General features: G+C 72.0%; 15 protein-coding genes. 6 read left to right on the plus strand and 9 right to left on the minus strand.

Annotated features, from left to right (window positions below):
* Nucleotides 1-76: 76 nt before the first annotated feature.
* From qcrB to ctaE, 4 genes are all read right to left on the minus strand, one after another.
* Nucleotides 77-1,708, minus strand: coding sequence for a cytochrome bc1 complex cytochrome b subunit (qcrB, locus tag AC0OLQ_RS27355; protein WP_357335527.1), 1,632 nt, complete (start codon nucleotides 1,706-1,708; stop codon nucleotides 77-79).
* Nucleotides 1,705-2,793 (minus strand): cytochrome bc1 complex Rieske iron-sulfur subunit, encoded by a 1,089-nt coding sequence (gene qcrA / locus AC0OLQ_RS27360; RefSeq protein ID WP_357335530.1) that lies wholly within the window; start codon nucleotides 2,791-2,793, stop codon nucleotides 1,705-1,707. The genes qcrB and qcrA overlap by 4 nt, the downstream gene beginning before the upstream one ends.
* 67 nt (nucleotides 2,794-2,860) lie before the next feature.
* Nucleotides 2,861-3,694 carry a cytochrome bc1 complex diheme cytochrome c subunit gene (qcrC, locus tag AC0OLQ_RS27365; RefSeq protein ID WP_484528641.1) on the minus strand — a complete coding sequence of 278 codons (834 nt, stop codon included), beginning with the start codon at nucleotides 3,692-3,694 and terminating at the stop codon, nucleotides 2,861-2,863.
* Between the two features lie 72 nt (nucleotides 3,695-3,766).
* A complete protein-coding gene (gene ctaE / locus AC0OLQ_RS27370) occupies nucleotides 3,767-4,366 on the minus strand; it encodes an aa3-type cytochrome oxidase subunit III (RefSeq protein WP_357335535.1) in 600 nt (199 codons plus the stop codon).
* Nucleotides 4,367-4,474: 108 nt separating this feature from the next.
* Between ctaE and AC0OLQ_RS27375 the strand changes: the two genes are divergently transcribed.
* From AC0OLQ_RS27375 to AC0OLQ_RS27390, 4 genes are all read left to right on the plus strand, one after another.
* Entirely contained in the window at nucleotides 4,475-5,428 is a 954-nt protein-coding gene (locus tag AC0OLQ_RS27375) for a cytochrome c oxidase assembly protein (protein WP_484528642.1), read from the plus strand.
* Nucleotides 5,429-5,509: 81 nt separating this feature from the next.
* Entirely contained in the window at nucleotides 5,510-5,908 is a 399-nt protein-coding gene (locus AC0OLQ_RS27380) for a hypothetical protein (RefSeq protein ID WP_357335540.1), read from the plus strand.
* A 242-nt stretch (nucleotides 5,909-6,150) separates the two neighbouring features.
* Nucleotides 6,151-7,197 carry an anthranilate phosphoribosyltransferase gene (gene trpD, locus AC0OLQ_RS27385; protein WP_484528643.1) on the plus strand — a complete coding sequence of 349 codons (1,047 nt, stop codon included), beginning with the start codon at nucleotides 6,151-6,153 and terminating at the stop codon, nucleotides 7,195-7,197.
* Between the two features lie 109 nt (nucleotides 7,198-7,306).
* On the plus strand, nucleotides 7,307-7,516 hold the full coding sequence (locus AC0OLQ_RS27390) for a hypothetical protein (protein ID WP_357335545.1): 210 nt from the start codon (nucleotides 7,307-7,309) through the stop codon (nucleotides 7,514-7,516).
* A 251-nt stretch (nucleotides 7,517-7,767) separates the two neighbouring features.
* On the opposite strand, the gene AC0OLQ_RS27395 is transcribed toward AC0OLQ_RS27390, so the two are convergent.
* On the minus strand, nucleotides 7,768-8,193 hold the full coding sequence (locus tag AC0OLQ_RS27395) for a cytochrome c oxidase subunit 4 (protein WP_484528644.1): 426 nt from the start codon (nucleotides 8,191-8,193) through the stop codon (nucleotides 7,768-7,770).
* A 10-nt stretch (nucleotides 8,194-8,203) separates the two neighbouring features.
* Nucleotides 8,204-9,175, minus strand: coding sequence for an aa3-type cytochrome oxidase subunit II (gene ctaC / locus AC0OLQ_RS27400; protein ID WP_484528645.1), 972 nt, complete (start codon nucleotides 9,173-9,175; stop codon nucleotides 8,204-8,206).
* Nucleotides 9,176-9,346: 171 nt separating this feature from the next.
* On the opposite strand from ctaC, the gene AC0OLQ_RS27405 reads away from it, so the two are divergent.
* Together AC0OLQ_RS27405 and AC0OLQ_RS27410 are read left to right on the plus strand one after the other, a co-directional pair.
* Nucleotides 9,347-10,498 (plus strand): cysteine desulfurase family protein, encoded by a 1,152-nt coding sequence (locus AC0OLQ_RS27405; protein ID WP_484528646.1) that lies wholly within the window; start codon nucleotides 9,347-9,349, stop codon nucleotides 10,496-10,498.
* Nucleotides 10,495-10,722, plus strand: a complete 228-nt coding sequence (locus AC0OLQ_RS27410) for a sulfurtransferase TusA family protein (protein ID WP_357335557.1) — start codon at nucleotides 10,495-10,497, stop codon at nucleotides 10,720-10,722. Before AC0OLQ_RS27405 ends, AC0OLQ_RS27410 begins: the two co-directional genes overlap by 4 nt.
* Nucleotides 10,723-10,819: 97 nt before the next feature.
* Here AC0OLQ_RS27410 and AC0OLQ_RS27415 read toward each other — a convergent pair whose 3' ends face one another.
* The 3 genes from AC0OLQ_RS27415 to AC0OLQ_RS27425 all read right to left on the minus strand — a co-directional run bounded on the left by AC0OLQ_RS27415 (nucleotide 10,820) and on the right by AC0OLQ_RS27425 (nucleotide 13,206).
* Entirely contained in the window at nucleotides 10,820-11,794 is a 975-nt protein-coding gene (locus AC0OLQ_RS27415; RefSeq protein ID WP_357335560.1) for a carbohydrate kinase family protein, read from the minus strand.
* A gap of 210 nt (nucleotides 11,795-12,004) precedes the next feature.
* Complete coding sequence (erpA, locus tag AC0OLQ_RS27420) at nucleotides 12,005-12,373, minus strand: iron-sulfur cluster insertion protein ErpA (RefSeq protein ID WP_091320045.1); 369 nt, start codon at nucleotides 12,371-12,373, stop codon at nucleotides 12,005-12,007.
* 155 nt (nucleotides 12,374-12,528) lie between these two features.
* Complete coding sequence (locus tag AC0OLQ_RS27425; RefSeq protein WP_484528647.1) at nucleotides 12,529-13,206, minus strand: DUF4232 domain-containing protein; 678 nt, start codon at nucleotides 13,204-13,206, stop codon at nucleotides 12,529-12,531.
* Between the last annotated feature and the right edge of the window lie 82 nt (nucleotides 13,207-13,288).

Here is a 13,288-nt window from a genome sequence, read left to right on the forward strand (position 1 = left end):
GACGGCCGGGCCGGAAACGGCCGTGGCGCCCGCCGGGTGATCCGGCGGGCGCCACGGTCAGTCGTATCCGGGCGGGTCAGCGGCGGCTCTCGCCGCTGGTGATCTCCTCCCGCTCCGGTCGGGGTTCGACCGGCGGGTGACCCGGCGAGACCGGCGCCTCGGCCGGCCGCTCGATCGGGTAGAAGAAGCCCCGGATGGCCGGCCCGAGCGCGCCGAGCCGGTTCATCTTCTTCGGCACCACCCAGCCGGCGTAGTCCAGCGCCGGGCCGTGCCCGTCGTGCCCGTCGACCGGGGTCAGCGGCTGGTGGACCTCGACGAACCGGCCGTCGGGCAGCCGCCGGATGATGCCGGTCTCCACACCGTGGGCCAGCACCTCCCGGTCGTGCTGCTGCAGGCCCAGGCAGAACCGGTAGGTGACGTAGTAGGCCAGCGGCGGGACGACCAGCAGGCCGATCCGGCCGGCCCAGGTCATCGCGTTCAAACTGATGTGGAACTTGTCGGCGATGACGTCGTTGCCGCCGGAGAGCGTGAGGACCAGGAAGAAGCCGACCGCCATGGCACCCGCCGCGGTGCGGGCCGGGGTGTCCCGGGGCCGCTGGAGCAGGTTGTGGTGCTTGTAGTCCTTGAGGTGGCGGGCCTCCAGGAACGGATAGAACAGGGAGATCATCACCAGGATGCCCGGCAGCACCACGGTCGGCCAGAACAGCGGCGGGATGACGTAGCCGTCCCCGAGGGGGATGCTGATCTCCCACGCCGGCATGAGTCGGGTCGAGCCGTCGAGGAACATGACGTACCAGTCGGGCTGGCTGGCGGCCGAGACCACCCACGCCTCGTACGGGCCGAAGTACCAGATCGGGTTGATCTGGAACAGGCCGCCCATCATCGCGATCACGCCGAAGACGACCATGAAGAAGCCGCCCTGCTTGAGCGCGTAGCGCGGGAACATCCGCTCGCCGACCACGTTCTCGTTGGTCCGGCCGGGGCCGGGCCACTGGGTGTGCTTCTGCTTGAAGACCAGGCCCAGGTGGACGCTGATCAGCGCCACCAGCAGACCCGGGATGAGCAGCACGTGGGCGATGAAGAAGCGGCTGATGATGATGGTGCCCGGGAACTCCCCACCGAAGACCGACGAGGTGACCCAGGAGCCGATCACCGGGATCGACAGCATGATGCCGGAGGCGATCCGCAGACCGGTGCCGGAGAGGCCGTCGTCCGGCAGCGAGTAGCCGGTGAAGCCGGCCAGGAAGCCGACCCAGAACAACAGCGAGCCGATGATCCAGTTCGTCTCCCGCGGCTTGCGGAACGCGCCGGTGAAGAAGACCCGCAGCATGTGCACCACGATCGCGGCCATGAACAGCAGCGCCGCCCAGTGGTGCATCTGCCGCATGATCAGCCCGCCCCGGACGTCGAACGACAGGTCCAGGCTGGAGGCGTACGCGGCCGACATCGGGGTGCCCCGCAGCGGGGCGTAGCTGCCGTCGTAGACCACCTCGGTCATCGACGGCTCGAAGAAGAAGGTCAGGAAGACACCGGTCAGCAGCAGGACGATGAACGAGAAGAGCGCGATCTCGCCCAGCAGGAAGGACCAGTGGTCCGGGAAGACCTTGTTCAGCAGCTTGCGCAGCGGGGTGGCCACCTGGAAGCGGTCGTCCACCGCTCCGGCGGTTTTGGCCGGCAACGCGGCCGCATCAAACTTTCGGCGCTTCATGGCCGCTCCCAGAAGTCGGGACCGATGGTTTCGGTGTAGTCGGACCTCGCCACGAAGAAGCCCTCCTCGTCCACCTCGATCGGCAGCTGCGGCAGCGGCCGGTTCGCCGGGCCGAAGACCGGCATGGCGTTGTCGGTGATGAGGAACTGCGACTGGTGGCAGGGGCAGAGCAGCCGGTTGGTCTGCTGCTCGTAGAGGCTGGCCGGGCAACCGGCGTGCGTGCAGATCTTGGAGAACGCGACGAAGTTGCCCCACATGAAGTCGCCGTGGCCCTTGCGCTCGTTGGCGGCGCGCGACTTCTGCGCGTCGTCCTCGCGCAGGTGGATCAGCAGGGTCGGCGAGTCGGCGTGCTTGTTGCTCACGCCGCCGTCGATGCCCGGGAACACGGTGAGTTGGCCGCCGACGCTGACGTCCGCCGGGCGGATCGGCCGGCCGTCCTCGCGGACCAGCCGGATCCGCTCGCCGCCCTCGGCCGGCGCGAAGCCGGTGGTGAACATCTGGTTGTTCTTGTGCGGGTGCGAGATCAGGCCACCGACCAGCGGCGCCGCGACGACCGCGCCGACCGGCGCCAGGCCGGCGAGGAGCGAGAGGCCGAGCAGCGGCCGGCGCTTCACCCCGAGCTCGTCGGCCATGTAGACCATGGTCTCACCGGTGATCCGGCGGTCCTCCGGAGAACCCGGCTGGTCGTGCCGGTCCTGGATCGACACCTCCTTGGGCAGCAGCTTCTTGCCCCAGGTGAGGATGCCGAAGCCGACGGCGAGGAGGGCGATGCCGAGGGTCACGCCGAGCAGCGGGGTGTAGAACTTGTCGCCGCCGCGGCCGGCCTCCCACTTCCACGGCCACCAGATGTAGATGACCAGGAACGCGGTGGCGGCGGCGCCGGTCAGCAGGAACATCGAGGCGACCGTGCGGGTCAGCCGGCGCTCCGCCTTGCTGCCGGCGACCACCTGCGGCTCGTAGTGGACGATCTCGATGTCGTCCCGCCGCGCGCCCTCCTGGACGATCTCGAACCGGGAGAGCCGCGGGTCGTTCACGTCGAGCGGCTCCCGGCCCTGCGGGGCCTGCGGCTCGGTGTGGGTGCTCATTCCGTCACCTCGCTACGGGTGGCGCCGGGGGTCGGCGCCACAGCACTGAAACGAATGATCCGCCCGGTCACGACTTGCCCGCAATCCACAGGCTCGCGAAGACCAGCGCGACGATGCCGACCAGGAAGATCGCGAGACCCTCGGTCGACGGGCCGTACCGGCCCAGGTTGAAACCGCCCTGGTCCTGGTTCTCCTTCAGGGTCTCCTGGATGTAGGCGATGATGTCCGCCTTCTGCTCCGGAGTGATCTGGTTGTCGCCGAACACCGGCATGTTCTGCGGGCCGCTCAGCATCGCGGCGTAGATCTGCCGGTCGCTGGCCGGCTTCAGGCTCGGCGCGTACTTGCCCGAGGAGAGGGCGCCGCCGCCGGCGCCGAAGGCGTGGCACTGCGAGCAGTTGATCCGGAACAGCTCACCACCGGTGGAGAGGTTCGCGCCCTCGCGCAGGTCACCCTGCGGCACCTGCGGGCCGCCGCCGAGCTCCTGGATGTACTGGCCGAGCTGGCGCACCTGCTCGTCGGTGAACTGCGGGGGCTTCCGCATGGCCTGGGCTTCCTGCCGGGCCAGGGGCATCCGACCGCTGCTGACCTGGAACTCGACCGAGGCCGACCCGACGCCGATCAGGCTCGGACCACGTCCCTCGACGCCCTGGGCGTTGCGACCGTGACAGGTCACACAGCTCACGTCGAACAGCGCCTTGCCCTCGTTGGCGGCGGCGCTCAGGGGCGGGTTGTCCTGCGCCTGCACGTCGGGGGCGAAGACGGTGTAGGCGCCGCCGGCCAGCATCAGCGCGGCGGCCAGCCGGACCGCGGCACCCAGCCGGCGGCGGCCCCTGCTGCGCGCTACGGGCCGCCCGCGCAGCCGCGCGAGCAGACCGCGTCGGCGGTCGTTGTCAGAAGTCATGACCTGTGTCCTTAACCGGTTGGACCTTGTCTCAGGGGACGGAGCAGCGGCGCGATGTGTGACGCGCCAAGATCACTGAAGCCAGTAGATCATGGCGTAGAGCCCGATCCACACGACGTCGACGAAGTGCCAGTAGTAGGACACGACGATCGCCGAGGTCGCCTGCGCCGGGGTGAACCGGCCCATGGTGGTGCGGACCATGAAGATGATGAACGCGACCAGACCGCCGGTCACGTGCAGACCGTGGAAGCCGGTGGTCAGGTAGAACATCGACCCGTAACCGTCTTCGTTGATCTTGACGCCCTCGTGCACCAGGTTGCGGTACTCGTTCGCCTGGCCGAGCACGAAGATCAGACCCATCACGAAGGTGATCGTGAACCACCGACGCAGGGCGTGGACGTCACCCTTCTCGGCCGCGAAGACACCGAGCTGGCAGGTGACCGAGGACAACACCAGGATCACCGTGAAGGTGGTCGCGTAGGGGATGTTGAGGATCTCGGTGTGCTTCTCCCACTGCTCCGGCGCCGCAGCGCGGATGGAGAAGTACATCGCGAACAGCGCCGCGAAGAACATGAGTTCGCTGGAGAGCCACACGATCGTCCCGACGCTGACCATGTTGGGTCGGGTCAGGGAGTGGATCCGGCTCTTGTCAATGGCTGGGGCCGCAGTCACGCGGTCATTATTGCCCTTGACCGGGACCGACCATCAGCGGGGTGGCAAACGTGTGCCATCCGTGGCCCGATCGGGGTCGTCCGCTTCGCCTGACCTACCCTGAAAAGCGTGCTGCACGTCGATCCGATCTTCGCCGCCACCTCGGTGGCCCCGGCGACACTCGCGGCGGGGGGCGAGGCCGTCCCGCCGCCGTTCACCGTTGCCCGGGTCCTGACCGAGACCCGGCTGGACAGTTGGCTCACCCTCGGCCTGGTGCTCGCCGCCGGTCTCTACCTCTACGGGGTGTACCGGCTGCGCCTGCGCGGCGACCGCTGGCCGGTGGTGCGTACGGTCTGCTTCCTCGTCCCGGGCCTGGGCGGCATCGCCGCGGTCACGGTCACCGGGCTGGGCGCCTACGACACCGCCCTGCTGTCGGTGCACATGATCCAGCACATGGTGCTGTCCATGATCGCGCCGATCTTCCTGGCGCTCGGCGCGCCGGTGACGCTCGCCCTGCGTACCCTGCCGCTGCGCCCGCGCAAGCGGCTGCTGGCGATCGTGCACAGCCGGGTCGCCCGCGTCTACAGCTTCCCGCTGGTGGCGTTCGCCATCTTCGTGGTGAACCCGTTCGCCCTCTACTTCAGCGGCCTCTACGAGATCACCCTGCGGCACGAGTGGGCGCACGAACTGGTGCACGCGCACTTCATCATGACCGGCTGCGTGTTCTTCTGGCCGCTGCTCGGCCTGGACCCGCTGCCCGGGCGCTGGCCCTACCCGGCCCGGGCGCTGCTCATGCTGCTCTCCGTGCCGTTCCACACCGTGCTTGGGCTCACCATCATGCAGAGCACCACACTGCTCGGCGGCGACTGGTACCCGTCGCTGCACCTGAGCTGGTCCGACCCGTGGAACGACCAGGTGGTCGCCGGCGGTGTGCTCTGGGCCGGCGGCGAGTTCGTCAGCGTCACCATGCTGGCCGTGCTGGTGGTCCAGTGGATCAAGCAGTCCGAGCGCGAGGCCCGCCGGCTGGACCGCGAGCTCGACCGCCAGGAGGCCCGCCAGCACGCCGCGGAGGCGAGCGCCTGACCGTCGCCAGGGCGGGGCGACCGGCCGGATGTGACGCCCGCTACGATCAGCGGGCAGCTACGAAGTGGGAGCCACGTCACGATGAGCGATCGTCTTTGCACCGTCCTGCTCTACAGCGACGACCCGAAGGTCCGTGACCGGATGCGACTCGCCGTCGGCACCCGGCCCGCGCCCGGGCTCGAGATCGAGTTCGTCGAGGCCGCCGACTACGCCGGCTGCGTCCGGCTGGTCGACGACTACGAGATCGACCTGCTCCTGCTCGACGGCGAGGCGAGCCCCGGCGGTGGCATCGGCATCGCCCGCCAGATCAAGGACGACCGGGACGACGCCCCGCCGACCTGCGTGGTGCTGGCCCGGGCCGCCGACCGCTGGCTGGCCGCGTACGCCGAGGTCGACGCCACGCTGACCCACCCGCTCGACCCGGTGACCACCGGCACCACCGTCGCCGACCTGCTGCGGCGCACCCACGCCGCGGCCTGAGCCACCCTGCGACGACTCCAGCTCGGCGCGTCTGACGCCGCGCCGCGACCTGGAGCCGTCGTTCCGGCGCCACGGCGACGCGGCCGTGGCGCCGACTTCGGCCATAGTTCAACCTCCGCGCCGCCAGACGGCGCTACGGACGAATGAAGGCCGCCGGCCATGATCCGGCCCCCGCGCCAGGCGGCGCTACGGACCGGATGACGGCCGCCACACCCGCTCACACGCCGCTCGGGAGGCCCGCCATGGGCGAACGGACCTGGCCGCTTCTGCTCAACGCGCTGCTGCGCGGCGAGGAACTCTCCACCGCCGACACCGCCTGGGCGATGGGCGAGATCATGGCCGGCTCGGCCACCCCGGCCCAGATCGCCGGCTTCGCCGTGGCCCTGCGCACCAAGGGCGAGACGCCGGCCGAGCTGGGCGGCCTGGTCGAGGCCATGCTGACCCGGGCGGTCCCGGTGACGCTGCCCGAGGAGATCCGGGCCGGCGCGCTGGACGTCGTGGGCACCGGCGGCGACCTCGCCCACACCGTGAACATCTCCACCATGGCCGCGCTCGTGGTCGCCGGGGCCGGCGTCCGCGTGGTCAAGCACGGCAACCGGGCCGCCTCCTCCTCCTGCGGCACGGCCGACGTGCTGGAGTACCTGGGCGTCCCGCTGGACCTGGAGCCGGAGCAGGTGGCCCGCTGCGTGATCGAGGCCGGCATCGGCTTCTGCTTCGCCGCCCGGTTCCACCCCGGCATGCGGCACACCGGCCCGGTCCGCCGCGAGATCGGCGTGCCCACCGCGTTCAACTTCCTCGGCCCGCTGACCAACCCGGCCCGCCCGCGGGCCGGCGCGGTGGGCTGCTTCGACCCGCGCATGGCCCCGGTGATGGCGGCCGTCTTCGCCGCCCGGGGCGACTCGGTGATCGTGGTGCGCGGCGAGGACGGGCTGGACGAGTTCAGCACCGGCGCGCCGACCCGCGTCTGGGTGGCCCAGCAGGGCACCGTCAGGGAGGCGCTGCTGGACGCGACGGAGCTCGGGGTACCCCGGGCCACCCTGGCCGACCTGCGCGGCGGTGACGCGGCGTACAACGCCGGGGCCGTCCGGCGGCTGCTGGCCGGCGAGACCGGCCCGGTCCGCGACGCGGTGCTGGTGAACGCCGCGGTCGCGCTGGCCACCCAGGGCCCGCTCGACGGCGACCTGCACGAGGCGCTGCGCGCCGGCCTGGTCCGGGCGACCGAGTCGGTCGACTCCGGCGCGGCCGCCGGCACCCTGGAGCGCTGGCTCGAGGTGGCCGGCACGCTCTGAGCCGGGTACCGCCCGATTCTGTCGGACCGGCGTGCCAAACTACACGGGAGTAATTTTCCGTTTTCCGCCGATGCCGCCCCTCGGCGCACCGGAACGAGAGGAGACGCCCGTGTCGGACCGCGAGCTCTACTGCGACACCTGCGAGGGCGTCGTGCTGTTCGAGGCGCCCACCTGCGTCGACGGGCACGGCGCCGACTGCCCCGAACTGGTCTGCACCGGCTGCGGCGCGGCCGTGCTCATCGCCACCTTCGCCTTCCGCGCCCCGCGCCTGGCCCAGCGCCACGCGCCCACCGCACCACCGCACCGCCGCGCAGCCTGACCCGCCGGCCCACCCTCGCCCGGCAGACCCCCTCCGAGCAGCGCACGCCGCCCTCGCCGCCCTCGCCGCGCTCTCCAGACCCCCACCAGCGGACGATCATGAAGTTCGCCGCGACAAAAGGGAAGACTCGCGCCAGCAACCTCATGATCATCGACACCAGGGGCGGGGAACGCGGGGGCGGGACGGGGCGAGAAATGCGGAAGGCCCGCGACCCCCGGAAGGGGGCGCGGGCCTTGCCGTTGGTTCGGGTGTCAGTGCTCGGCGGTGCGGCGGGTCCCGGAGTAGTACTCGAAGAGCAGGCCGCAGGCGGCGAAGACGACCGCCACCATGCCCGCGCCCAGCAGCCAGAACTGCCAGAAGACCAGGCCGAGACCGGCGATCGCGGCGGCCAGGGCCAGGCCGAACGGCCAGTAGCTGCCCGGGCTGAAGAAGCCGACCTCGCCCGCGCCGTCGGCGATCTCACCGTCCGGCCGGTCCTCGGGACGCAGGTCGATGCGGCGCGAGACGAACCAGAAGAAGCCGCCGCACATCGAGCAGAGCAGGAAGGACAGCAGCAGCGCCACGGTGCCGACCCACTCGACCCGGCCGCCGTCGCCGTACGTCCAGGCGCCGTAGAGGATCGCCGCGCCGAAGAGGAACGTCGCGATGGTGAGGAAAATCTTCCACTCGGTCTTCATGCCGGACCCCTCAGCTTCCCGCGCCGGCCGTCGCGTCGGACGGGTTGAAGTTGGCGGTGTTGCGCCGCGTCTTGAACGGCTCGGTCTCGGTGGCGTACGGGTCCTCACCGATCGCCTGGAGCGCCTCCTGGGTCGACTTCCCGGCCTTCTTGGCCGCCAGGAACTGCTCGTACTTCTCCGGCGAGACGACCCGCAGCTCGAAGTTCATGAAGGCGTGGTAGCTGCCGCACAGCTCGGCGCAGCGGCCGACGAAGTGGCCCTCCTGGTCGATGCTGGAGACCTCGAAGGTGTTGCGGATGCTGCCCGGCATGACGTCGCGCTTGAACAGCAGCTCCGGCACCCAGAAGGAGTGGATGACGTCGCGGCTCTGCTCCTCGAACCGGATCGACTTACCGCTCGGCAGGACCAGCACCGGGATGACCTCGCTGGTGCCCAGCACGGAGGCGACGGTGTTGGCGTCGCGGCCCTGGCCGTCGCGGTAGTTGAACTGCCAGTTCCACTTGAAGGCGACGACCTCGACGGTGACGTCGGGGTTCTTCGTCTCCTTCACCACGTCGGTCTGCACCACCGCGGTGTAGTAGAAGAGCACGGAGACCACGAGGATCGGCGCGATGGTGTAGAGGAACTCCATCGGCAGGTTGTAGCGGGTCTGCACCGGCAGCGCGTTGCCGCGCTTCCGGTAGCGGATCACGCACCAGAAGATCAGGCCCCAGACGAACACGCCGACCGCGAGGGCCGCGATGCAGGACGCGATCCACAGGTCGTACATCCGGTGCGACTCGGGGGTGATGCCGCCCTGCGGCCAGCCGAAGCCGCCGAACGTCTTGCCGACGTCGCAGCCGGTGAGCAGAACCAGCAGCGCGGCTCCGCCGAGACCGAGCCCGGCGAGTCGACCAGCACCACGCCGCCGGCGCCCGCCGGCCCCCGGGGAAGCGCTGTGCCGTACGGCCGACGGCCGTACCTCCGAACTCCTTGCGACCACCTGGTCCTGCCTCCCTAGCGCGCCGCGGTGATTGTTTCGCTCGACACCGACGGCAAAGGCGTCACCGACGGTCGCAGATTACTCGACCATGGCGGGCCTGACCGTCTTGGGGTCACTGTCCGCCCCCATCGGGGGGATCTTGGGGGTACCGGCGCGATAGCGTGGACGTTCGTGAGCGCAAACCCGGTCTATCTGGACGCGGCCACGGCCGCCCCGCTGCATCCGGTCGCGCGGCAGGCGCTGCTGGCCGCGCTGGACGACGGCTGGGCCGACCCGGCCCGGCTCTACGGCCAGGCCCGCCGGGCCCGCCAGCTCCTCGACGCCGCCCGCGAGGCCGCCGCGCAGACCCTCGGCGTCCGCGCCGACGAACTCTCCTTCACCCCCAGCGGTACGGCGGCCGCGCACGCCGCCGTGCTCGGCGGCCTGTCCGGGCGGCGCCGGGCCGGGGCGGCCCTGGTGCACTCCGCGATCGAGCACTCGGCGGTGCTGCACGCCGCGGAGCGGCACGTGGCCGGGGGCGGGGACGCGGTGTCCGTACCCGTGGACCGGCTCGGTCGGGTGGACCTGGACGCCTGGGCGGCGGCGGTGGCCGCGCCCGGGGTGGCCCTGGCCGCCCTGATCGGGGCGAGTCACGAGGTGGGCACGGTGCAGCCGGTGCCCGCGGCGGCGGAACTCTGCGCCGAGGCGGGGGTGCCGCTCTACGTCGACGCGGCGCAGCTCGCCGGCCGGGCGCCGCTGCCGGCCGGCTGGTCGGTGCTGAGCGCCAGCGCGCACAAGTGGGGCGGGCCGCCCGGGGTCGGGCTGCTCGTGGTGCGCAAGGGCACCCGGTGGGAGTCGCCGTTCCCGGCCGACGAGCGGGAGTCGGGGCGTACCCCGGGGGTGGTGAACCTCCCGGCGGTGGTGGCCGCGGCGGCGAGCCTGCGCGCGGCGGCGGCCGACGCGGCGGCCGAGGCGGCGCGGCTGGCGCCGCTGGTCGACCGGATCCGCGCCCGGGTGGCGGCCGAGGTGCCGGACGTGGAGGTGGTTGGCGACCCGGTGGACCGCCTCCCCCACCTGGTCACCTTCTCCTGCCTCTACGTGGACGGCGAGGCGCTGCTGCACGCGCTGGACCGGCGGGGCTTCGCGGTCTCCTCCGGCTCCTCCTGCACCTCCTCGACGTTGCGGCCGTCACACGTGCTGGAGGCGATGGGGGTGCTGTCGCACGGCAACGTCCGGGTGTCGCTGCACCGGGAGACCACCGAGGCGGACGTCGACCGGTTCCTGGCCGAACTGCCCGGGATCGTCGCCGGCCTGCGCGCCGAGGCGGGGGTGACCGGGTTGTGAGCGAGCCGGACGAGGTGCTCGACTACCGCGGGCAGCGCTGCCCGCTGCCCGTGATCAATCTCGCCCGGCGGCTGCCCGAGCTGCCGGTCGGCGCGGTGGTCCGGGTGCTCGCCGACGATCCCGCCGCGGCCGTGGACATCCCGGCCTGGTGCCGGATGCGCGGTCAGGAGTTCGTGGCCGCGCATCCGGAGGGCCCGGGTTACGACGTGCGCCGCCGCCAGTGAGTCCGGCGGGTCAGCGGAGGTAGGCGAGGATCCCCGGCGTCGAACGGGCCGGGCCGGCGCTGTCGCAGGACCGCGGCCCGATCCACCCCCGGGCCGGTCACAGCAGGTGCGGCCGGACGTCCTCGGCGGCTGCGTCGCCGTACGACTCGGCGAGCCGCTTGACGAACAGGTCCCGGCGGACCTCGTACTCCTGGCCGCCGAAGTTCTCTAGCACCAGCGTGGCGAGCAGGCAGCCGACCTGGGCGGCACGCTCCAGGTCGACGCCCCAGTTGAGCGCGGCGAAGAAACCGGCCCGGAAGCCGTCGCCGACGCCGGTCGGGTCGACCGCCTGGATCTCCCGCGCGATCGGCACGTGGATGGTGCCGACCTCCCGGCCGGCGATCTCCACGCCCCGCTTGCCCAGCGTGGTGACCCGGACCCGCACCCGGTCCAGCAGCTGGGCGTCGGTCAGCCCGGCCTTGCTCTGCAGCAGCGACTTCTCGTACTCGTTGGTCATCAGGTAGTCGGCGCCGTCGACCAGGCCGAGCACGTCCGCGCCGTCCATCCGGGCGAGCTGCTGCGACGGGTCGGCCACGAAGGCGTAGCCGCGCTCCCGGCACTCGGCGGAGTGCCGGATCATCGCGGCCGGGTCGTTGGCGCTGACCAGCACCAGGTCGAGACCGCCGAGCCGCTGCGCCACCGGGGCCAGCTCGATGTTGCGGGCCTCGCTCATCGCGCCCGCGTAGAACGAGGCGATCTGGCACATGTCGGTGTCGGTGGTGCAGACGAAACGGGCCGTGTGCGCGACCTCGCTGACGTGCACCGAGTCGCAGTCGACGCCGTGCCGCTCGAGCCAGGACCGGTAGTCGGCGAAGTCCGGCCCGACCGCGCCGAGCAGCACCGGGCGCAGCCCGAGCTGGGCCATGCCGAAGGCGATGTTCGCGGCGGTGCCGCCGCGCCGGAGCACCAGCTCGTCGACGAGGAAGGAGAGCGAGACCTTGTCCAGTTGGTCGGCGAGGAGCTGGTCGGCGAACCGGCCGGGGAAGCTCATCAGGTGGTCGGTCGCGATCGAGCCGGTCACGGCGATCTTCATGTCAACCCTCGTGGTCGGGAGCACGGCGCGGGTCAGCCTACCGGTCGTCCCGCCCGGACGGACGGGGGTCGGTCGACAACCGGACGCCTCCCGCACCCGCGGAGGTCACCCTCCGGACACCCGTCGGGTACGACAAAACGGCGGGACCAGCCCGTGAGGGATGGTCCCGCCGTCAGGCAGGCGTCGTCGGCCTCGGCGGCCGGCGTCGACTCAGCTGAACGAGTCGCCGCAGGCGCAGGAGTTGCCGGCGTTCGGGTTGTCGATGGTGAAGCCCTGGGCGTCGATCCGGTCGGCGAAGTCGATGGTGGCACCGGCCAGGTAGGGGGCGCTCATCCGGTCGACGACGACCTCGACACCGCCGAAGTCGGTGACGACGTCACCGTCGAGCGACCGCTCGTCGAAGAACAGCTGGTACCGCAGGCCGGAGCAGCCGCCCGGCTGCACCGCGACCCGGAGCCGCAGGTCGTCACGGCCCTCCTGCTCGATCAGGGCCTTGACCTTCTGCGCCGCGACGTCGGTGAGGACGACGGTGCTGGGGGCCTTGGCCTCGGTCGACTCGGTCTGCGCTGGCGTGGTCACGTGAAAGTCTCCCTGCGCGGTATGGGGTCCGGACTCACTGGCCAACGCCGCACGTCCGCCAGTGATTCCCGGTGTGGTCCAGATCCGATCGTACGCCGCTCCCACCGAGGTCACCCGGCTGTGATGACTGACTCGCCCCAGTGGGCGGCGGGCCGTCAGGCGGCCGGCGGGCGCCCGGCGGTGAACGAATCCACCTCGACCGTACCGCCGCAGGCCCGCCAGGCGCCCTCGGCGGCCAGATAGCCGGTGCCGCCCGGCGGGGTGAGCCGGAGCGCGGCGGCCGGCGGCTCGCACGGCGCTCCGTCGTCGTCCGCGCCGGGCACGTGGCTCAGCGTCACCGCGGTCCAGGCCGTGCCGCCGGGCGCCAGCACCACGCGGTGCGCGGCGAGGTGGTGCCGCACCCGCACCGGGAGGGCCCGGCCCGTGGCGTCGACCAGCCGGACCTCGGGGAAGCCGGCCAGCGCGCAGTGCCGGCCGGACCGGTTCCCCAACACGAGGTAGGCGGTCCCACTGCCGGCGTGGCCGGACGAGCCGGCGGACGCCAGCGAGAGGTCGGCGGTCCGGCAGTCCGGGGTCCCGGAGGCCGGGCGGGTCGGGCTGGTTGCCGGTTGCGGCGTGGCCGGCGGGGACGGCGCGGCCGACGGGGGTCGCGTGGCCGGCGAGGTGGCCGATGCCGTGGGGGCCGCCGAGGCCATCGGGGCGGTGGCGGACGGGCCCTCCCCTGCCGGAGCGCAGGCCGTGAGCGCGAGGGCGGCCGCGCCCGCCGCCAGCCGGCGGCCGGTCCGCCGCCGTGCCGCGAGGTCCCTGGTCAGCTCAGCCGTGCTCGTGGTCATGTCGACCTCCTCGTCCGGTGTCCTTCGGCACACGCGCCGGGTCCGGGCCGCGCTGCGGGCGGGACCTGCCGGGTGCGCGACA

Source organism: Micromonospora sp. Utrum1, assembly GCF_057197805.1.

Excerpts from the sequence above, each read along its gene's own strand:
- qcrB (WP_357335527.1), bottom strand. The coding sequence starts at position 1,708 with ATGAAGCGCCGAAAGTTTGATGCGGCCGCGTTGCCGGCCAAAACCGCC.
- qcrA (WP_357335530.1), bottom strand. The coding sequence starts at position 2,793 with ATGAGCACCCACACCGAGCCGCAGGCCCCGCAGGGCCGGGAGCCGCTC.
- qcrC (WP_484528641.1), bottom strand. The coding sequence starts at position 3,694 with ATGACTTCTGACAACGACCGCCGACGCGGTCTGCTCGCGCGGCTGCGC.
- AC0OLQ_RS27380 (WP_357335540.1), top strand. The coding sequence starts at position 5,510 with ATGAGCGATCGTCTTTGCACCGTCCTGCTCTACAGCGACGACCCGAAG.
- trpD (WP_484528643.1), top strand. The coding sequence starts at position 6,151 with ATGGGCGAACGGACCTGGCCGCTTCTGCTCAACGCGCTGCTGCGCGGC.
- AC0OLQ_RS27395 (WP_484528644.1), bottom strand. The coding sequence starts at position 8,193 with ATGAAGACCGAGTGGAAGATTTTCCTCACCATCGCGACGTTCCTCTTC.
- AC0OLQ_RS27415 (WP_357335560.1), bottom strand. The coding sequence starts at position 11,794 with ATGAAGATCGCCGTGACCGGCTCGATCGCGACCGACCACCTGATGAGC.
- AC0OLQ_RS27425 (WP_484528647.1), bottom strand. The coding sequence starts at position 13,206 with ATGACCACGAGCACGGCTGAGCTGACCAGGGACCTCGCGGCACGGCGG.